At 70.0% G+C, this 19,261-nt stretch carries 13 protein-coding genes and 2 pseudogenes; 6 read left to right on the top strand and 9 right to left on the bottom strand.

Annotation, left to right across the window (positions count from 1 at the left end; all coding sequences use genetic code 11):
- The first annotated feature begins 159 nt into the window (after positions 1-159).
- Together Sco07f_RS20610 and Sco07f_RS20605 are read left to right on the top strand one after the other, a co-directional pair.
- Entirely contained in the window at positions 160-1,563 is a 1,404-nt protein-coding gene (locus tag Sco07f_RS20610) for an NsdA family TPR-like regulatory protein (protein ID WP_108988711.1), read from the top strand.
- A 135-nt stretch (positions 1,564-1,698) separates the two neighbouring features.
- Entirely contained in the window at positions 1,699-2,766 is a 1,068-nt protein-coding gene (locus tag Sco07f_RS20605; RefSeq protein WP_108988710.1) for an NsdA family TPR-like regulatory protein, read from the top strand.
- Between the two features lie 28 nt (positions 2,767-2,794).
- Here Sco07f_RS20605 and Sco07f_RS20600 read toward each other — a convergent pair whose 3' ends face one another.
- Positions 2,795-3,694 (bottom strand): alpha/beta fold hydrolase, encoded by a 900-nt coding sequence (locus tag Sco07f_RS20600; RefSeq protein ID WP_108988709.1) that lies wholly within the window; start codon positions 3,692-3,694, stop codon positions 2,795-2,797.
- Positions 3,695-3,793: 99 nt separating this feature from the next.
- Here Sco07f_RS20600 and Sco07f_RS20595 point away from each other — a divergent pair, with 99 nt between their 5' ends.
- Entirely contained in the window at positions 3,794-4,249 is a 456-nt protein-coding gene (locus tag Sco07f_RS20595) for a winged helix-turn-helix transcriptional regulator (RefSeq protein ID WP_218030741.1), read from the top strand.
- A gap of 138 nt (positions 4,250-4,387) precedes the next feature.
- On the opposite strand, the gene Sco07f_RS20590 is transcribed toward Sco07f_RS20595, so the two are convergent.
- A complete protein-coding gene (locus tag Sco07f_RS20590; RefSeq protein ID WP_108988708.1) occupies positions 4,388-5,218 on the bottom strand; it encodes an SDR family NAD(P)-dependent oxidoreductase in 831 nt (276 codons plus the stop codon).
- A gap of 146 nt (positions 5,219-5,364) precedes the next feature.
- Between Sco07f_RS20590 and Sco07f_RS20585 the strand changes: the two genes are divergently transcribed.
- The 3 genes from Sco07f_RS20585 to Sco07f_RS20575 all read left to right on the top strand — a co-directional run bounded on the left by Sco07f_RS20585 (position 5,365) and on the right by Sco07f_RS20575 (position 9,143).
- On the top strand, positions 5,365-5,796 hold the full coding sequence (locus tag Sco07f_RS20585) for a MarR family winged helix-turn-helix transcriptional regulator (protein ID WP_007387778.1): 432 nt from the start codon (positions 5,365-5,367) through the stop codon (positions 5,794-5,796).
- 245 nt (positions 5,797-6,041) lie between these two features.
- The gene (locus Sco07f_RS20580; protein WP_108988707.1) at positions 6,042-7,328 is read left to right on the top strand and encodes a PQQ-binding-like beta-propeller repeat protein; all 1,287 of its coding nucleotides are present in this window, start codon (positions 6,042-6,044) and stop codon (positions 7,326-7,328) included.
- Between the two features lie 189 nt (positions 7,329-7,517).
- Positions 7,518-9,143: an HsdM family class I SAM-dependent methyltransferase gene (locus tag Sco07f_RS20575; protein ID WP_108988858.1), complete on the top strand. Its 1,626-nt coding sequence runs from the start codon at positions 7,518-7,520 to the stop codon at positions 9,141-9,143.
- A gap of 7 nt (positions 9,144-9,150) precedes the next feature.
- Here the strand turns inward: Sco07f_RS20575 and Sco07f_RS20570 are convergent.
- The 7 genes and pseudogenes from Sco07f_RS20570 to Sco07f_RS40640 all read right to left on the bottom strand — a co-directional run bounded on the left by Sco07f_RS20570 (position 9,151) and on the right by Sco07f_RS40640 (position 19,010).
- Positions 9,151-10,049: pseudogene (locus Sco07f_RS20570) on the bottom strand (3'-5' exonuclease).
- Positions 10,050-10,132: 83 nt separating this feature from the next.
- Positions 10,133-11,389, bottom strand: coding sequence for an McrC family protein (locus tag Sco07f_RS20565; protein WP_108988706.1), 1,257 nt, complete (start codon positions 11,387-11,389; stop codon positions 10,133-10,135).
- On the bottom strand, positions 11,386-13,200 hold the full coding sequence (locus Sco07f_RS20560) for a DUF4357 domain-containing protein (RefSeq protein WP_108988705.1): 1,815 nt from the start codon (positions 13,198-13,200) through the stop codon (positions 11,386-11,388). The genes Sco07f_RS20565 and Sco07f_RS20560 overlap by 4 nt, the downstream gene beginning before the upstream one ends.
- 87 nt (positions 13,201-13,287) lie before the next feature.
- The gene (locus tag Sco07f_RS20555) at positions 13,288-13,689 is read right to left on the bottom strand and encodes a hypothetical protein (protein WP_159106963.1); all 402 of its coding nucleotides are present in this window, start codon (positions 13,687-13,689) and stop codon (positions 13,288-13,290) included.
- Complete coding sequence (locus Sco07f_RS20550) at positions 13,686-16,109, bottom strand: AAA family ATPase (protein ID WP_108988703.1); 2,424 nt, start codon at positions 16,107-16,109, stop codon at positions 13,686-13,688. The genes Sco07f_RS20555 and Sco07f_RS20550 overlap by 4 nt, the downstream gene beginning before the upstream one ends.
- A 346-nt stretch (positions 16,110-16,455) precedes the next feature.
- Positions 16,456-17,508: pseudogene (locus tag Sco07f_RS20545) on the bottom strand (UvrD-helicase domain-containing protein); the annotation flags it as partial.
- 482 nt (positions 17,509-17,990) lie between these two features.
- The gene (locus tag Sco07f_RS40640; RefSeq protein ID WP_244942095.1) at positions 17,991-19,010 is read right to left on the bottom strand and encodes a DEAD/DEAH box helicase; all 1,020 of its coding nucleotides are present in this window, start codon (positions 19,008-19,010) and stop codon (positions 17,991-17,993) included.
- Between the last annotated feature and the right edge of the window lie 251 nt (positions 19,011-19,261).

Raw genomic sequence — 19,261 nt, 5'->3', positions numbered from 1 at the left:
CTCCTGGGAACCGGGTTGTCTTTCATCAGGAGATCAGCCCCCGTGAAGCCTCTGCAGGGCTCATGAGGGGGCTCATGAATCGCGGTCGACGCTCATGCCAACTCAGCGCCCCTATAGTGGCGTTAACGCGTAGTCGGCCCTCGGAGGAGGTGGGCGCACGTGACTGACGTGGCCGCGGAGAAACAATCCCGACCGCAGCGAAACGTCCGGCTGGAAAGTCTGATCGAGGAATCCGGTATCAGTCACAAAAGACTTGCCCACCGCCTCAATCAGATCTGCCTGTCGCACGGAATCACCAGCGAATACACGCACACGTCCGTGGCCAACTGGTGCCGGCGCGGCGTGCGCCCGCGCTGGCCCGTACCGCAGCACATCTGCGCCGTACTGGCCGAGGGACTGGGCAGGCCGGTCGGCCTCGGGGAGATCGGCATGGAGCGGCCGGGGCATCTGGACCGCGACGCCGGTCTCGAGTTCCCCAGGGGCCAACGCGACGCGATCAGCGAAGCATCGTCGTATTGGAGCACAGTGAACCGGCGGACCTTCCTCGCCAGCTCTCCCTTCGTGGTCTCGGTCTTCTCGGAACCGGTGACCCGGTGGCTCGTCAACCCGACCGAACCCCTGTCACCCCCCTCCGGCCGCATCACCGTCGACCGAACACACATCCAGGAGCTGCGGGAGGCGGCCGACTCCGCCCGGCTGTGGGACTCCCGGTTCGGCGGCGCGACCTGGAAGTCACGCTCACTCAGCGCCTATCTGTACGATCGGGTCACTCCGCTCCTGGACGGCCGGTACACCGAACACGACGGACGCGACCTGTTCTCCGTGACCGCCGAAATGGCCAGGCTCGCCGGCTGGACCGCCTTCGACGCCGGCCAGCACCAGGTCGCCCAGCGCCACTTCGTCCAGGCGCTGCGGCTGGCCAAGGCCGGCAGCGACGTGCATCTGGGCTCGTACGTGCTCAGCACCATGGCGATGCAGGCGCTGATGCGCGGCTTCACCTCCCAGGCCATCGACATGGCCCAGGGCGCCTACGAGCGGGTCCCCACCGCCGACCCGCGCGTGCTGGGATTCGCCAAGCTCATCGAGGCCCGCGCCCACGCCCGGCAGCGTGACGCCCGGACAGCCGCGTCCTGCCTGGCGACCGCCGAGCGGCTCCAGGAACGGGGAGCGGCGGAGGGCGTCGGCGAGCGGCCCTGGATCGAGTTCTTCTCCCGGCAGCGGATCGTCACCGACGCCACGGAGATCTTCCGCGACCTCGGGCACCCCCGGGCCACCTTCTCCTGGCACGCCCTGGGTTCGATGCCCGGAGACGCCTACGCGCGCTCCCGCGGCATCCGGCTGTCCGTCCTGGCCACCGCCCACGCCCAGTCCGGTGAACTGGAGCACTCGTTGCGGCTGGGAGGCGAGTCCCTGCGGCTGTTCGCCCGGGTCCAGAGCATCCGCGGACTCGACTACCTGAAGATCTACACCGAGTCGCTGACCCCCTGGCGCCGCGAGCCCGCAGTGGTCGCCTACCTGAAAGACGTACGGGACCTGGCCGGGCAGCTCGCGACGGCCGCCTGAGTCGACAGCCGACATTCGAAGCCGACCGAAAGCCGAAGACCGACCGAAAACCGGAAACCGAAAGCCGAAAGCCGACAGAAAGCTGACAGAAGGCCGAAAGCCGCAAGCCGCAAGCCGACCGACGGGAAGCGTCCCATGAACCGACCGAACCGTCCCAACGGCCTCAACCGTTTCCCCCACCTCAACCGTCGAATACTGCTCTCGGCGGCGTCCGGCGGCACCCTTGCCGCCGCCCTGCCCCACCACGGCCCACTCCCGGAACGGCCGCCGGGACCGTCGGACCGCCACCGCGTCCGACGGGAGGAGATCGCGGCACTGCACCGCGCCGCCGCGGCCGTCCGGCACGGTGACTCCCGGTACGGCGGCGGCAGCGCCCAGGCCCAGGCCGCGGGCCATCTGCTCGACCAGTGGGCCCTGCCGCTCTTCGGCCGGCCCCTGCCGCCCACCCGCGAGCACGAACTGTGCGCGATCTGCGCCGAACTGGCCCGCCTGGCCGGCTGGGCAGCGCTCGACACCGGACGCCACACCACCGCCCGCCGTCACTTCGACCGTGCCCTGTACTGGGCACGCGCGGCTGAGGACCCCGACGCGACCACCTACATCCTGGCCACCATGGCGCTGCACGCCGCCCTCTACAGCCGTCCCGCCACGGCCCTCGACATGATCCAGGGCGCGCTCGGCCCGGCCACGCACCACGCGAGCACCCGGGCCCTGGCGTTCACCCGGCTCGTCGAAGCCCGCGCGCACGCCCGCGCGAGCGACGGCAGGTCGGCCGGTATTGCCCTCGCGTCCGCCGAGCGCCTCCTCGACGCCGCACGCCCCGGCGACGGACCGGAGTGGCTCGACTTCTTCACCCACCCCCGTCTCGCCGCCGACGCCGCCGAGATCCACCGCGACCTCGGCAACTCCCGGGCGTGTCTGGCCTGGCACGCGCAGGCGGAGGCGATGGCACCGAACGCCTTCACCCGATCGGTGGGCATGCGCCTCGCGGTCGTCGCCACCGCCCACCTCAAGGCAGGAGACCTGGAACAGAGCCTGGCCGTCGGACACCGCTCGGTGGACATCCTGCGCCAGGTCGACTCCCGCCGCGCCCGCGACTACGTTCTGCGGCTCGTCCACGGCATGACCCCGCACCGGGGCCTGCGCGCGGTCGACACCTTCCTCTCGCGGGTCCGGCACGAACTGAACGCCTCTGGGGCGTAGCCAAGGCGGGCCCTCAGGGGTTGCCTCCTCAGCCCGTGGGAGGCGACCCCTGAGGGCCCGGGGCGAGGAACGGTCCGAGAAGGCGGAGCAGCGCCTCGGGACGATGCAACGGGATGATGTGCCCGCAGTCCTCGATCACGTGGCCGACCAGGTGATCGGCGACCGACCCCAACTGCCGTTCCAGGGCCCGGCCCACCGGACGAGCGCCGACGGCCATGGTGGGGACGGTCAACCGCCCACCGGCGACGCACTCCGCGATCTGCTCGCTGCTCGTGGGCAGCGCCCGGTAGTACGAGAAGGCGCAACGCAAGGCGTCGGCCCCGGTGTACGCCCGCACGAAGGCGTCCCGGACGGCGGGGTCGACACCTTCTCCGAGGGTCCCGGCGTCCAGGAACCAGTCGACGTACCGGGCCTCGTGCCCGGTCAGCACCGTCTCCGCGAGACCCGGCACCGCGTGGAAGCCGAACCACCAGGGCGCCCCCTGGGCGAGGAACTCCTCGGCCCCCGGCAGCCCGCCCAGCAGTGACTCCATGACCACGAGCCGCCGGACGAGGTCCGGCCGGCGCATCGCGAGCAGGAACGCGGGCGGGGTTCCGGCATCGATCCCCACGACGTCCGCCGAACGCACGCCGAGCGCCTCCAGCAGCGCTTCGGCATCGCACGCGAGCGTGCCGGCGTCGTATCCGTCCGCCGCGTGCGTACTCGCCCCCGCTCCCCGCATGTCCGGTGCGATCACTCGATGGCGTTCGGCGAGGGACCCCATGACACGGGTCCACAGCTGCCATGTGTGCGGGAAGCCGTGCAGCAGCAGCACGGCGGGCCCCTCGCCGTGGAGGGCCACGTTGAGTTCTACGCCGTTGACCGCGACGCGCCGAAGTTCGACGCCTCGCGGCTGAAGGTCGGAGGAGAGGGGTGACGCGATGGGCACAGGTGCTCCCGAAGCAGTTACCAATGGTGACGTCAAAACGATAGGTAACTAGGCTGAGAGATCCCAGACCGCACTTCTCCCACAGGTGGTGAGCCACAGGTGACCCCTTCCTCGGCATCACAGGCGTCGCACTCCCCGAACGACGACATCGACAGCGTCCGGGGAGACCTGTTCGACCCGCAGTGCCCCACCCGCCGCCTGCTCGACCGGATCGGCACCAAGTGGACGTCCATGGCCGTCAAGGTGCTCGCGGAAGCATCTCCGGAGGAGGTGCGCTTCGCGGAACTGCAGCGCAGGATGGCGGGCATCTCGCAGAAGATGCTCTCGGTCACCCTCCAGGGCCTCGCCCGCGACGGCCTGGTCGGCCGCCGGGTGGAGGCCACCGTCCCGCCGCGCGTGTACTACCGGCTCACCCCGCTCGGTCTGACCCTGGAGGAGCCGCTGGCCGCACTCCGTGAGTGGGCCGAGACGCACATGGCCGAGGTGGACCGGGCCAACCGGCGCAGTCCGGAAGCCACGGCCGACCACCGGAAACCTGCAGGGACGGCAGGCTGATGGACCACGGCCCGTCCGAGCGGGCGTAGACGAGGCACGGTCCGGTCAACGGGGCCGTACCCCCCGATCCCGTTGGAACAACTTCATGGCCACCCCCAGTTCCCACCTCTTCTTTGCGCAGTATGCCAACCAGGATCATCACTGCCTCGGCGCTGCGGCGGGGTCGAGATCGCTGACGTCGCGGAATCCCAGCCGGCGGTTGAGTGCGCCCGTGAGACGAGTGACCGTGGTGCGGGGAAGCACCCGCGACGCCCAGACCCCGGCGCGCTGGGACGCGCGCCCGGGGAAGGAGACGGCCCGGCCCCGGGCGAAGTCGTCGAGCGTTCTGGCAGCCACGTCGGAGGGGGAATCCGTGAACTTGGGGTTCATGGAGGCGGTCGTCCGGTCGAAGAACCCCGTGGCGGTCGCCCCCGGGTGGGCCGCCATCACGCGTACGCCGGTGCCGCGGACCTCCTCGGCGACCGCCTCGGTGAACGAGAGTACGAACGCTTTGGTCGCGGCGTAGCTCGCCTGGTACGGCATGGGCTGGAAGGCGGCGGTGGAGGCGATGTTGACGATGCCGCCGCGGCCGCGTTCGACCATGCGGGCACCCAGGAGGTGGACCAGTCCGACCAGCGCGGTGACGTTCACGTCGACGGACTGGAGATTAGGTCCGAGAGGTCGGCCGAGGAAGGGCCCCACGGCCCCCATCCCGGCGTTGTTGACCAGGAGATCCACGTCCAGGCCGAGTCCGTCGACGGTATCGAGGACCCGCTGCGGCGACCGCCGGTCGGACAGGTCCGCGGCGATGACGTCGACGCGGACGGAATGCGTGGCGCGAATCTCGTCGGCGAGGGCACGCAGCGCGTCGGCCGAGCGGGCGACGAGAACCAAGTGCGCGCCTCGAGAGGCGAGTTCGCGTGCGTAGGCCTCGCCCAGCCCCTTGGAGGCGCCGGTGACCAGGGCGGTGGTGTTCGTGAAGTCGTGCATGGGTGAGTGCTTTCTGTGCGGCTGGAGGAAATGCGGCTGGAAGAAGGCATGGCGCGGCCCGCAGCCAGATACTTCGAGCCTCGAACCAATCCCTGTGCCCCAACATACACTTCGAGTCTCGAAGTAAATAGGCGTACGATGGGCCCATGACGCGAAGCACCCTCGAGGCGGCGGTGGCGGCGAACCACGAGCTCTTCATGCAGACCGGCGACCGGATCGAGGCCGTCCTGGCGGAGCACGGCCTGACCCCCGCGACCGCTCAGGCCCTCTGGGCCATCGACCCGGACCAGGCACCCCCCTCGATGAAGACACTGGCCGGCCGCCTGTACTGCAACGCGCCCAACCTCAGCTTCGTCATGAACCAACTCACCGACCGCGGCCTGGTCGAACGCTCCGCCGACCCCGCCGACCGCCGCTCGCGCGTGGTGGCCCTGACGGACGACGGGCGCCGCGTGCGGGCGGCGGTCATCGAGGCGACACTGGCCCTGACTCCGTTCGCACGGCTGGGGGACGACGAGTTGCGCCAGCTGGTGGACCTCCTGGGAAAGGCCCTCGATCCGGCTCCGGAGGGGGCCTGAGGCCAGGCGGGCCGGCCGCCCGCGGCACCGTCGTGCGGTGCGCGAGGTGGGCGAGGTGCGTGAGGTGGTCGGCGACGAGTTGTCTCGATAGCTTCACGGTGCTGTCGCGGTTGGGATCTGGCGGTGGGAGTGGCACGGGAGCCCGGCTAACGTTCCTGGTCGCAGAGGGACGCGTCCGTATGTTCGGTACGGCGTGGGCCTTCCTGTTCGGGTTCCTGCACTGACGCATCACGGGGGTACGGCACATGACCAGGCGACACGACACATCGGACGACAGAACACCGGGGGCGTTCGGTGCCCCTTCCCGGCGGCGTGTACTGCGGTTGGCCGGCGGCGGTCTCGCGCTGGCGGCGCTGACGGCCGGTACGGTCGGCTGCGACGAGGACGCCGTGGACGTCGAGGGGCCGGGCAGCGCCGGCGGTGACGAGCCGAAGGGCGGCGGCGAGGGCTCCGGCGACGGTGGCGGCGCGGGCGCCGGTGCCGGCGAGAAGGGCGGGGCCCCCGAACCGCTGTGGACGAAGCCGACCTCGGCCGAGACCTACGGTGACAACGACGAGTTGGTTGCCGCGGGCGGCGTCGTGATCGCCAGCGGCAGCCCTCTGGCCGCCCTCGACGCCGCGACCGGCGGGCAGAAGTGGTCCCTGCCGGGCGGCGCGGTCCCCGGCGCACCCCTGCTGCTCAGCCAAGACACCCTGTACCTGGCCAGCAGCGACTACGACGGCTCCGTCATCGGATACGCCCCGGCCTCCGGCAAGGAGACCTGGCGCAGCCGGCTGGGCAAGGAGTACCGGCAGCCGCGACCGATCGCGGTGGACGAGGAGCAGGTGTACGTCATCGCCGAGATCCTCGAGGAGGACGGCTCGTCCAGGACCAACGTCATCGCCGCCCTCAACAGCACCACGGGCAGGGTCGCCTGGAAGGAACAGCGCGACGTCGGCACCGAGCAGAACGGCATCCACGCCGCCGTCCGGGGCCGCCACCTCGTCTACACTGACTTCAAGAAGAACCTCACCGTGCGCGACACCGCGAGCGGCGGGCAGGTGTGGACGCACAAGACGACCAAGACGAACTACGGCTTCTTCACCGTCCACCAGGACCTGGTCGTCGTCCCCCAAGGCAACGTGCTCCAGGCCTTCAACCTGGCCGACGGCAAGGAGAAGTGGTCCCTGGAAGCGTCGGACGGCGCGCTCTTCAGGGAACCGGCGGTACTGGAGGATGTGCTCTACGTCGCCGACAGCGCCAGGACCATGCGGGCCGTGGACCCGCGCACCGGCAAACAGCTCTGGAAGTCCGAGGCCCTCGCGGACGCCGGGCTCCAGGTGCCGCGGCAGTACGTCAAGGCGGGCGACACCCTGTACGGCGCCACGGACCTGGACAAGAAGGGCGGCATCATCGCCATGGACGCGAGGACCGGCGCCGTGCGCTGGACGTTCAACGACAAGACGGGCGACTACCACGCCTGGCTGGTGGCAACGGACGGCAAACGCGTCTTCGCCCTGCACGGCAAGAAGCTCCACGCGCTGCCGGTGTGACGCAAGTCGGGCGGGAACGGGTGACGGGGTGACGGACACTGAGCCCCGCCCGCAACGGGCACGTGTTTTACGAGTGATCGCCCCAATGGTGCCGTTAGCGTAGTCAACGAAAGGGTTCATTGAACCGGCGATAGGCGGTGTGTACGGTAACGGACTATGGTAGACACTCCCGCGGCCCCGGACGCCCCCATGGTCACCGGCTCCGAGATCGCTCGGCTCGCAGGCGTCACGCGTGCCGCGGTCTCCAATTGGAGACGCCGGTATGACGACTTCCCCGCGCCCGCCGGTGGGAGTGCGAACAGCCCGCTCTTCGCTTTGGCCGATGTGCAGACATGGCTGAGCAAGCAGCGGAAGGGCCAGGACGTGTCCGAGGAGGTACAGCTCTGGCAGGCGTTGCGGGCGACTTACGGTGAGGACATGATCCGGGGGCTCGCGGCGGTTGCGCAGCTTCTCTCCGAAGGGAAGACGCCAGAATCCTCCGAGCTGCCGGCAGACGCCGTTCGTCTGGTAGATGCCCTTGCCGAGCCGGGGCCGGCAAGCGAAGTGGTGGAGGCTCTGGCGGAGCGCTTCACGGACTCCGTACGCAGGGCCGGGTCCGACCAGGTCACCTCGCCGCGCATCGTTCGGGCACTGCGTCACTTCGCGGGCGAGGTGGCGTCTGACGCCACCGTTTTCGATCCCGCATGCGGAATCGGTTCCCTGCTGCTCGCCGTCGGTCCGGACCGCGGACCGCGACGGCGAGGCCAGGAGAGCGAGCCGCACAGTGCTCGTTTCGCCCAATTGCGCGCGGATCTCGCGGCCCGTACCGACGTGGAGGTCGTCGCCGGAGACTCCTTGCGTGATGACAAATGGCCGACCCTCAAAGCGGACCTCGTCGTCTGCGACCCTCCAGTGGGCGATGCCGACTGGGGGCGCGAGGACCTGCTCCTCGACTCCCGGTGGGAGCTTGGAACACCCTCGCGAGCCGAAGGCGAGCTCGCCTGGCTCCAGCACGCGTACGCGCACACCGCCGCGGGTGGTCAAGTCATCATGGTCATGCCTGCTTCGGTCGCCTACCGCAAGGCGGGTCGGCGCATCCGTGCCGAGCTGGTGCGCCGCGGCATCCTCACCCAGGTCGTCTCCCTGCCGGCGGGCAGCGCGGCCTCGCACGCCCTCCCCGTGCACCTGTGGCACCTGCGCCGCCCCGAGACCGTGAGCGACGCCGCGACGAGCGTGCGCATGATCGACCTGACCGCCAACGATCCTGACGGAGAGCTGGAGCCGGCACCTGAGCAGATCGCCGAAGTTCCGCTCATCGACCTCCTCGACGATACGGTCGACCTCACGCCCGGCCGTCACGTGGAGGGATCGCACCGGGACTACGCGGCCGAGTACGCGGCGGTCCGGCAGGAGTTGGGCGAACAGGTGCGGATGCTGGCCCAGTCACTACCGGAGCTGGTCTCCGGCGAGGGCTCCGGCGCCCTGGACGGTTCCTCGGTGAGTGTGGCCGACCTCGCACGCGCGGGGCTGGTCGAGTACGGAGACCTGGAACCCGTGTCGACCAGCGATCAGCTCGACACGGACTTCCTACAGGGTTTCCTGCGCAGCGCGTCCAACACCCGGCGTTCCACGAGCGCCAGCGGTACCTTCCGACTGGACGGCAAGGGGGCCCGCATCCCACAGATGGACATCGCCGAGCAGCGCCGCTACGGAGACGCCTTCCGCAGGCTGCAGGCGTTTCAGGAACTGGCCCGCCGAGTCGCCGAACTGAGCAGACAGGCATCCGAGCTGGCCCGCGACGGCATCGGGAACGGTGCATTGCGACCGCCTGAGTGACCGCCCGTCAGAGGTCATCCGGGATGAAGGGGCTGCCCGCCCCGCTCCACGTGACGGCCAGAGCCTCGCGTGCCCGGGTGCAGGCAACGAACAGAAGGCAGCGTTCCCGCATCAGGTCGGAGTCGTGCTGCAAGGAGTCGACCGAGACCGGTGTCACTTCGCGCGCGAACGGCACCGCACCCGCCGTCACACCCAGGACTGCGACAGAACGGAACTCCAGCCCCTTCATGGCGTGCATCGTCGCGAGACGTACCCCGTTGACACTGGATCCTTGACCGTTCTTGACCGGGTGCACACGCGGATTTCGGACGGAGCGATGCCCTGAGCGATCCAGCCCCGGACCCGGTTCACCAGCGCTGCGACCTCCTCCTGCTCCGAGCCGTGGCCCACCACCTGCGGCCGTCTGCCGTGCAGCAGCGAACGGTACCCGGCCAGGGTGTCACTGCCCTCACCTCCCAGGTCGTCGGCGGACACCGGTGCCAGGATGCCGGTCGACCAGGCGAGGATCTCCTCCGTGCTGCGGTAGTTGATGCGCAGCCGGTGGGTGCGCCCCGCCACGGAGATGCCGAGTGAACCGAGTGAGACCCGGGAGTCGTAGATGCGCTGGTGCGGATCGCCGGTGAGGAACAGGTCGTCGCTGCCCGGCGCCACCGCGCCGCGCAGCACCCGCCACTGGGCCGGGTGCAGGTCCTGCGCCTCGTCGACCACGACGTGATCGTGCGTGGGAGCGGAACCGGCCAAGAGTTCCGCTGCACTGGCGCACCCATGCAGCCCCTTGTCCTGCTGCAGCTCCGGCACGGTCAGCCGTTGGAACATCTGCATCGCCTTGCGCACGCCGTTCCCGACCGGTTTCTCGAGAGCGTCGTAGCTCTCCCAGAAACTGTTGGCGAACGCAAGCTGTGGCACGGTGCTCGCTCCCCAGCCCGGACTGACCCTGAGCAGTCGATCACACGGGTGGCCGGCCGCCGTTCCGCGAGGGTGCGGCAGTGTCAGGTGCCGTACATCCGCCGTGCCACCCGGCCGATGTCGGCCAAGAGACCGGCGGGGTCCTGGTCCAGGTCGAGAGCGTGCTGGTGGATCAGGATGCCGGCGTGCCGCACTTGATGGGACACGTGCGGGGCGTTGCCCTTCGCGTAGACCAGGTGCCCTTCACGCAGGCCCAGAGCGGTGCAGTAGGCGAGCATCTGATACAGGTCGGCGTCCGGATAGCCGCCCCGTCTCTCGGCCTTGTACTTGGCGTCCACGACCGCGCACGGGACGCCGTCGGCGCCGTACAGCACGAAGTCCGGCCGCATGCGGATCGCCGATGCCTCGTCCAGATGATGCGAGTCCTGCAGCCGGGACGTGCGGCCCCCTCCACGTACCGCCTCACGCAGCGCGACGGTCACGAAGTCCTCGAATAGCTGGTTCATGTCGAACAGGAACCCGTCGACCCGCAGACCGCCGGGCGAGTGCTCGGCCGATGCTCCCCGCAGACAGACCTCGGCGAGGCGCAGTGCATGGTGGTAGCGGGAGTTGAGACGGGTCGGCCGCCATCCTGGCAGCTCCTGCCCCCGAACGACCGGCGTCACATCGGCGAGCCGCGCCCGCTGATGCAGCAGCCTGCGCCGCACGTCACGCGGAACACCGGGCAGGTGCAGCAGCCGCTCGACGGCCGTGCGGAGCACGCGGTTCTCCGCGATGTCGGTGGTGAACTCGTCGTAGGCCACCTCCACCGGCAGCGTCGCCCCGAACCGCCGCCGGATCTGCTCGGCTTCCCTGATCCTTCCACGGACGACCAGGGAACTCTCCTCCGCGGACCGGTACCCCTGCAGCAGTCCCTGACGCAGCGCGCGGTCGATCTGCCGCTCGAGGGCATGGGCGAGGGCGGGCATCAGTCCGTCGTACTCACTCACACCCACCTCCCCGTCGCGCCAGCCGCCAGTGGGGTCGAGGCTGTACCCAAGGAGGAAGAAGAACCGGGCGATGGGCACTTTGGGAGCCACCCGCACAGTGAACGGCTCCCGTGCACCCGGCACTGAGAGAGCAACCGCCCCGACCTTGGAGCCGGCCCGCAGCGACCAGCGACCGGACGTGTACGGGTCGGGCGCCGATTCGACGACGTCTCCTGCCGCCAGCGCACGCCCCACCCCGTCCGGCAGCGCCAGTCCGGTTACGGCCGAGTACTCGGTGAGGTCGATACCGGACAGGACGCCTGTCGTTGTTGTCCCCTCCGCCATTTCGTTTCCGGCGGACGTGAGCGTCATCCCAGCGTCTCTCGCAGTGCGGCCACACCGTACCGGGCCTCGACGTCCACGCCCTCCCCGTAATGGTGTTCCTCCAGCAGCGGCAGGATCTTCGTCCGCCAGGTCCGCTCGAGTCCGCCCTCCCGGAAGACGCCCTTCTTCATCAGGTAGGAGGGCCCGACACGGAAGTCGGCATCGTCGATACGGGAGTTGAGCGCGTCGAGCAGATCTGCCGATTCCCGATCTCGGCCCTCCCGTTCCAGCCAGCGCCGCAGCAGCCCACTCGTCGGCTCGGTGCGCGGCGACAACTCCACGAACGCGAATCGCCGCCGCATGGCAGCGTCGACGAGCGCGATCGACCGGTCCGCGGTGTTCATGGTGCCGATGACGAACAGGTTGGGCGGCAGCGCGAAGTCGTCACCGGAGTAGGTGAGACGCACTGACTTGTTCCGGTACTCCAGGAGGAAGTACAGCTCACCGAAGACCTTCGCGAGGTTGGCGCGGTTGATCTCGTCGATGACCAGGAAGTGCGGGATGTGTCGGTTGCCCTCCCGGGCGGCGAGGTCGGCGAGCTCACGCAGCGGGCCCGCGGTGAGCCGGAAGTCGACCTTCCGTGTCTCTACGTCCTCCTGGGGCCGGAACCCCTCGAAGAAGTCCTCGTAGGCGTACGAGGGATGGAACTGCACCAGCTTGACCTGCTCGGGCCCGCCGCCCAGAAACTCGGCGATCTTCAGGGCCAGATAGGTCTTGCCGGTGCCGGGAGGGCCGTAGAACACCAGTTGGCGCTCGTCGGCGAGCAGGTCGCGCACCTCGCGCAGCCATGCCGTGTCGTGCACGAGCAGCTCGGCAGCCAGATCGTCCGTGGGCTCGGGCAACTCCGGGTCGCGGCGGGCGACGATGGCCGGCATCTCCGTGGTCGGGTCGCGATCCGCTGCCTCCGCCTCCTCGGCCAGCTCCGCGTCGCTCCGCCCCAGCCCGTCGAGGAGGGGAAGCACGGCGGTGAGGTCGACGACGTCGTGCTGCACGGACAGCTTCTGCTGCAAGGCCTCCGGCAACTGTTCGTACGGCACGCCGTCGTGCCGCCACGTGGCCCTGCGGCGCAGGCTGGTGAGCCCGCCCTCGGAGTCGACCCGCTCCGCGCCGCCGTCGACGAGACCGACGTGGAGCAGTCCCCCCGAGATGGTGCAGACGGTGTCGCCGGGGCGCATCTGCGTGAGGAAGTAATGCAGCTCGTCGACCATCGCCTGCTTCTGGCTGTAGGAGGTCGTGGCGTCGTACCCCTCCTGGACGTATCGGCGCAGTGCGCTCTTGGTGGGATCGCCCTCGTCGATCAGCGGCAGATGCGTCGCCGGGAGCGTCACCAGCCCGTCGGACAGCCACAGCCGCTTGACCAGGTCCCGTCCCGCCACGTTGGACCCACGCACCAGCCAGGCCTTGCGGGGCGGGCGCCAGGAGTGCCCGAGGTAGTCGACGAGCGGGAAGTCCTCCTCCGTGCGCCACTCGGTCAGGGCGTCCGAACCGCGCCCGGCCACGATTGAGGCCGCAGCTGAGGGAGAGTTGCACTCGATGTCCCGTGAGGTCTCCAGGTAACCAGGCCAGCGCTCCGACTCCCGGATGGCCCCCTCCTCGATCAGCGCCTCCCGCTGCGCCGTCGCATAGGGGCCGGCGCCCGGCAACGTCTCCCGCCGTACCGGCGAACCGGCCAGGACCAGGAACTGCGCGCTGCCGTTCAGTCCCTTCGCCGACAGCACGCGCCCGCGCGCGTAGGGTCCACCGTTCGGCAGCCGCAGTCGGAACTGCGGGTACCGAGCCTGGTTTTCGCTTGTCGTCATCGTCCCCCCAACAAAGAATCCGGGTGAAACAGTATGCGAGGCCTGTATCTCCCTGCCTGATCGGAGACCGGACGCGCAGTACCGGCATCACTTCGCTTGTGCGGGAGCGGCCTCAGGTGTCTTGGGGGCCAGGGCCACGAGGAGACCGCTGACCTCGAGCAGCCGGGCGTGCATTTCCGCCGGGGCGGGTGGCAGTTCGTAGCTGCCGTAGTGGCAGGCCGCGCTCAGCGACGTCCAGGTGGTCCGGCACCGGCGGGCGGTGTCCCGGCCCGCGTACCACTCGAGGCAGAGCATGCGGTGCTTGCCGACGCGCGTCATCGACGGGGTGACCCGCAGCCAGTAGGCGTCCAGGGCCAGGTCGAGTGCCATCCGGAGCAGCACCGCCGCGGCACGGGCACGAACGCCCGGAGCCAGCGCGTGTACGGTCCCGGGTTCGGGGAGCAGCAGACGACGGGCAGCGGTCAGCAAAACCTCGGGAGACACACTCATCGGGCGCCTCCGGCCTGCCGGTTGCCGGCACCACGCAGGATCGCCGTCGCCAGCGCCTTGGTGCGCCGCACGAGGTCCTTGCGCTCGTCGACGCTCGGCAGTGGGGCGTGCGAGCCGGCGTTGAAAGCCTCGACCAGCGCCCAGCCACCCCGGCAGATCCTTTCGACCGCCTCACGGGCGTGCTGCCGCTCGTCTCCGAGCAGGGCCAGGGACACGTACGACTTCGTACGGTCCAGAGAGGCGACACGTTGCTCGATCTTCCCCAGGCCCAGACCCTGCTCCCGGAGCGTGTGCCGTACGGCCTCCAGACAGGCGGCCTCTACGGCCACTCGGCACATGGCGGGCAGGACATGCTCTGCCACGTCCCGAGGGAGACCCGGGTCGAGGGAGACGGCGCGCGCTTCCGCCAGTGCCTGGTCGACCGGATCGGTGAGGGGCTCCACACCCACCACGGAGTCGGTCTGCCGGGTCACGCGAAGCACGGTCGCCTTGATGCCCAGGTGAACGATGGCCTGCTGGAGCCGTGTGTCGTGGGTGAACACGACGACCTGGCGACTGCGTGCGCACGAGTCCAGCACTCGGGCCAGCCCTTCGACCTTCTCGGGGTCCATCGACTGGACCGGGTCGTCGATGACGAGGAAACCGAACGGACTCGCTTCGTGCGTTGCGCGGGGCAGGAACAGCGAGAGCGCGAGGGAGTGCAGCTCACCCTGGCTCATCACGCTGTAGGCGGGAGCGTCCATGTCGTCCACAGAAACGCCGAGTTCGACCTTGCCACGTCCCGGTGTACCCGCGAGGGTGACGGACCCGAGCACGACACTGCTGTGCTCGCACAGCTTCTGCCACACCCCCTGAGACCGCTGTGCGAAGGGGCGCAGCCGCTCGTCGCGCAGCTCGTCGATGATCGGGCGCAACCAGGTCCGCGCCTTGCGTGCGTGCTTGCGACGGTCACGCGCGGCCTCGGCAGCCTCCGCAGCACCGAGCCACTCGGAGAGCCGCACCGCCACCGGCCGCCAGGCTCCGTCGTGCTCCGAGAGCCGCAGTGCAGCGTCTTCCCGCACCTGTCGGCAGGCATCGTCCAGTACGGCAGCCGCACGCTCGACGCGGTTCGCGAGCTCCATCGGATGCGTGACGTCGCGGCACTGCGCCCACTCCTGCCAGACCGACGCGAGGGGCGATGCCTCACCGCGCAGCCACACCGGGACCGGTTGCACGAGGTCGTGTGCCGCCCGTACCGCGACGGTGGCCTCCTTGCGGGCGGCTTCGGCCACCACGGCTTCCGTACGCAGTCGTTCCACCTCCGCCCGTGCCTGCTGCGCCCAGGCACGGTCGAGCTGGCCCTGCGTGCCGCAGACCGGACAGTCGCTGCTCCCGGAGCGGCGCTGGTGCTCCAATGCCGACTCCAGCAGGCCGGCCAGGCGACGGGCCTCCTCGGCGCTGCCGTACCGGGCCTCCTCGGCGGCGGCCGCCGCGCCCCGAAGCCGAGCCACCGTACCGTCGACCTCCCGCGGGTCCGGCCCGGCCAGACTCGCGTACTGGCGCAGCCTGGCCAACTCGGCCTCGGCGGCCGGAACACGGCTGTCCAGCAGCGCCCGGACCCTGCCGACGTCGGGCTTGGGACCCGACAGGGCCTGCGCCGCTTCGCGTGCCCTCAGGTCGCTGAGCGAGTTCAGCTCCTCAAGGAGCTGACCGGTGAGCGAGTCCGCTCGCTTGATCAGCTTCTCGCACTCGCTCGCGGCGACCTTGACCCGGTCGTCGAACTCGGCAAGCAGCTCGAGGCCGAGAAGTTTGAAGAACGCGTCGTGGAGGTTGCCGAGCGTGCCGTTGATCATGGATCCGAGCTCGCTGTACGGCAGGAAGGGCCGGGCGAGGTCCAGCGCCTCGGCGTCGAGGACCTCCTCCAGCTTGCGCTCGGAGCCGTCCACCGCCCTGACCTCGGTGCGCGCGTCGTCGACTTTCGCACCGTGCCAGCTTCGTCGCACGGTGACGAGCTCGCCGCGCTTGCCGACGGCCAACTCGACGCCGACTTCGGGGGTCACGTCGGGGCTGTGGAGGTTGCGCCAGCCCTTCTGCCAGTCGCCGGCCCGCCGTCCTTCCCATCGGGAGTTGTGGCCCGTGATCGCTGTCTCGGCGGCTTCGGCGAAGCTCGACTTCCCGGAACCGTTGGGACCGGCGACGACGACCAGTCCGGGCCCCGGGGGGAGTTCGAGGGTCGTCCGCGGTCCGATGCCACGCCAGCCCGCAGCGGTGATGGACCGCAGCTCCACGGGCCCGACGGTCCCGCCGACGTCCTTGGACCGGTCCTCGGGAAGCAACTCGCTGAGCAGTGCCCGGACCTCCGGAGCGAGCCCGGAGTGGCCCAGACGGTCAATGAGGAGGGCCCGCAGCGAGGCGGGGGGCTGGTCGGTCTGGTCGGGCATGGGCGTCTTTCCCTCGTACGGTGCCAGGGAGGCGGATGGCACTGATGCGCCTCGTTCGCACACCAAGCATGGCGTGGGTCTGTTAGCGACGTCAACGCGTTTCGATTCTTTCGCAAATAGATAGTGTGTACGTTGGTGGGATCAGTGTTCCCGGAGCTGCACCAACGCCTTCTCCGACGCCTCCCCGGGCACCGTTACGATTCCTTCGGGCCCTGGCCGCGGTGTGTACGAAACGCCGGGCGGAGCGGCAGCGGCCCTCGTGCGGGCCGTGGAGCCGCACGTCAATCCGCACCGCAACGAATGGTCGTTCCGGACCGTCACTGCCGCGGGAAACCCGTTGCAGAGGAAGAGGTGACGGCAGAACCTGCCGAGTGGTCCGGTAGCTCAGCGACAGCTTGGACGACCGGCCCCGGATGTTGATGCCGAGACTGCCGAGGGTCACCTGATTCTTGTAGATGCGCTGGTGGGTGTCACCGACGAGGAAAAGGTCGTTGCGGTCCGGTGCGGTCATCGCACGGAGCATCTTCCAGTGCGCGGGCCGCAGATCCTGCGCCTCGTCGACCACGATGTGCCGGTATCGGTAGCGCAACCAGCCCCCGGAACCGTCGGCCACGTGGACGTTGTCGAGGCCGCCCGCCTCGTCCCGCTGCTGGTCGATGGCCTGAATACGCCGGGCTCGCGCCACCTCCAACTGCGCCGCACGCTCCGCGATCTGGTCCCATGTCTGTACTCCCAGCCGGTCCAGCCGCTGGGTGAACCGTTCGGCGAGCTGCCAGATCTCGGCGCGCTCGGCCCGGCTGACCGTGCGTCCGCGACCGGCGCGCCGGGCACGGAAGTACTCCGTGCGGGAGGTGACCGCCTGGCCGAGGATCACCTGTGTCCACTCGTCGTGCAGGAACTCCGGGTCCCAACCGTCCTCGCCGAGTTCGTCGAGGAGCGAACGCCATTCGCGGACCGCTTGCGCCTCGTCGACGATCCGCTTCCGGTTGCCCGGCTCGGCCTCCCGCACGGTGCGCAGCGCGAGCTGGTCGACGTGACTGATCTCGACACGGGACAGCAGCGTCTCGCCGCCCAGGGCAAGCAGCCGCGAACGCAGGTCGGCTGCGAGGTTCTTGTTGTACGTGGTCAGCAGAACCGGCTTGTTCCGTCCGGCCGGGAGCCTTCCGACCAGGTGCTTGACACGGTGCAGCGCGACGATCGTCTTGCCGGTGCCGGGACCACCGCCGACGCGCGCCGGCCCGCTGTAGTCCCGCCCCACCAGCTTGGCCTGGGTCGGGTGCAGAAACACCTTCCAACGGCCGAAGTCCTCGCCCTCCAGTGCCTCCCGCAGTGCGTCGTCGGTCGTGGTGACGATGGTGGCGGGGCGCTCGACGGCGGCCTGGAAGTCCTCGGTGTCCACCCCTCCCCGTCCTCGGCGACGGGCATGCGGTAGGTGCCCTGCCCCCGTCCAGCACGAACACGGACTGCGGGTCCACGCCCCCGCCGCCTTCGGCGCGCTGCCGGTGAGGGCCGCCAGCGCATCCCGCGCCTCGGCCGGCGTCGCCGAGATGAAGTACCGCAACCGCCGCTTGTCGCGTCCCACCGCGGCCTGCCAGATCTTCAGCGGCCCGGTCTCCAGCTTCTGCGGATCGGCCTCCGGGGGCAGCGCCGCCCAGCCCGAACGACCGCACACACGGCAGTAGACCGCGGGCAGGTGAGCCTGGGTCGGCCGCTGCACGGTGTCCGAACCGGGCAGCGCCTCGGGCCGCCGCGAGTCCGCCGTCGGCCACTCGTCGCCCTCGGACGACTCCTCGGACACGGCCGCCGTGGTGAGCGCGGAGCGCCGGGCGACGGTCCGCTCGTCCTCCTACCAGCGGAACTCCGGCCGGGCACCCACGCCGCTCAACACCCGCCCCACCGGCCGGACCCACAGATGCGCCTCGATGTGCAGCAGCGGACGAGGCCGGCGCTTGTCGGACTCCGGGTCCCGCGCGGACGACAGCAGCGCCACGAACCGCGACAGCGCCTCCAGTGCGAGCCGCGGGTTTCCCGTGCGGTGCGCGCCCACGCGTACCCGAAACGGGCCATGCGGTCCCGCAGCCCCCACTCGTCGAGCGGATCGCCGTTCAACAGCGCGAGCACACCGTGGGTGAAGTCGTGCTTCCTCAGCAGCCGCCCGATCTGGAAGGCGTCCATGCCGCGCCGGCCCAACAGCCGCCAGGCGAGCCCGTCCAGGTCGAGCCGGTCGGGGTCGGACTCGACACCCGGCCCGCCCGAGACGTCGATGACCTCCTTCGGGTCGGGAGGCTCCGGCAGTTCGTAGTCGATGTCCCCGACGAAGTCGTCGGCGCTCAGCCGCTCCTCACCGATCACGGAGTCCGGACCGAACGGCACGCCGAACACCTGCTCGGCGACGGCGAGGATGCCACTGCCGTCGCCGCCCCCCTCACCGAGGGTCGCCGAGGTCGCCACCGGACAGATGGCCCCGAGCGGCCGCTCCGGCTTCGAGGCACCCACTTCCGACGCCAGCCGCCGCAGCAGCATGGCCACGTCGGTGCCCTGTGCCCCGTCGTAGGTGTGGAACTCGTCCAGCACCACGTATGCCGGGTCCGCGCCCTCCCACAGCGGCCGGTCCTCGGCCCGCTGCAGCAGCAGGTCCAGCATCTTGTAGTTCGTGATCAGCACGTCCGGTGGCGCCTGGCGCATCTCCTCGCGCCGCGTCATCACCCGCCGGAAGTCCGTGTCCGGTTTATCGCCGATGTAGAGCCCCGCCGTCACCTGCGCCGACTCCGGCTGCGCCAGGTACTCGCCGATGCGACCGGCCTGGTCGGTGGCGAGCGCGTTCATGGGATACAGCAGTACGGCCTTCACGCCGCGTCGTCCCAGCGCCTTCTGCCGCCGGCAGTGGTCGAGTGCGGGGATCAGGAACGACTCGGTCTTGCCCGACCCGGTGCCGGTCGTTACGAGCGTGGGCTCGGCCGCCCCCCTTGTACGTGCTCAGTCGCTCCCACGCCTTCGCCTGATGCCGCCACGGCGTGAACGACGGCTGCCACTCCAGCGCCGCCCGCCACCCGCCGTCGGCGGGATGGAACGGCGTCCTGATCCGCAGATACGGCCCGCGGAAGATCCCCGTCTCCGGATCACCGAGGAACCGCTTCAGCGCGAGCCGCGTG

Origin of the sequence: Streptomyces coelicoflavus (assembly GCF_003112555.1) — a bacterium.
GTDB lineage: Bacteria > Actinomycetota > Actinomycetes > Streptomycetales > Streptomycetaceae > Streptomyces > Streptomyces coelicoflavus.
The sequence above is the reverse complement of the archived record's forward strand: the minus strand, read 5'-3'. Positions and strand labels throughout refer to the sequence as shown.

What these genes read in the sequence shown, in the direction of transcription:
- Sco07f_RS20605 (WP_108988710.1), top strand. Translation starts at nt 1,699, where the DNA reads ATGAACCGACCGAACCGTCCCAACGGCCTCAACCGTTTCCCCCACCTC.
- Sco07f_RS20580 (WP_108988707.1), top strand. Translation starts at nt 6,042, where the DNA reads ATGACCAGGCGACACGACACATCGGACGACAGAACACCGGGGGCGTTC.
- Sco07f_RS20565 (WP_108988706.1), bottom strand. Translation starts at nt 11,389, where the DNA reads ATGACGCTCACGTCCGCCGGAAACGAAATGGCGGAGGGGACAACAACG.
- Sco07f_RS20575 (WP_108988858.1), top strand. Translation starts at nt 7,518, where the DNA reads ATGGTCACCGGCTCCGAGATCGCTCGGCTCGCAGGCGTCACGCGTGCC.
- Sco07f_RS20555 (WP_159106963.1), bottom strand. Translation starts at nt 13,689, where the DNA reads ATGAGTGTGTCTCCCGAGGTTTTGCTGACCGCTGCCCGTCGTCTGCTG.
- Sco07f_RS20585 (WP_007387778.1), top strand. Translation starts at nt 5,365, where the DNA reads ATGACGCGAAGCACCCTCGAGGCGGCGGTGGCGGCGAACCACGAGCTC.
- Sco07f_RS20590 (WP_108988708.1), bottom strand. Translation starts at nt 5,218, where the DNA reads ATGCACGACTTCACGAACACCACCGCCCTGGTCACCGGCGCCTCCAAG.
- Sco07f_RS20550 (WP_108988703.1), bottom strand. Translation starts at nt 16,109, where the DNA reads ATGCCCGACCAGACCGACCAGCCCCCCGCCTCGCTGCGGGCCCTCCTC.
- Sco07f_RS20560 (WP_108988705.1), bottom strand. Translation starts at nt 13,200, where the DNA reads ATGACGACAAGCGAAAACCAGGCTCGGTACCCGCAGTTCCGACTGCGG.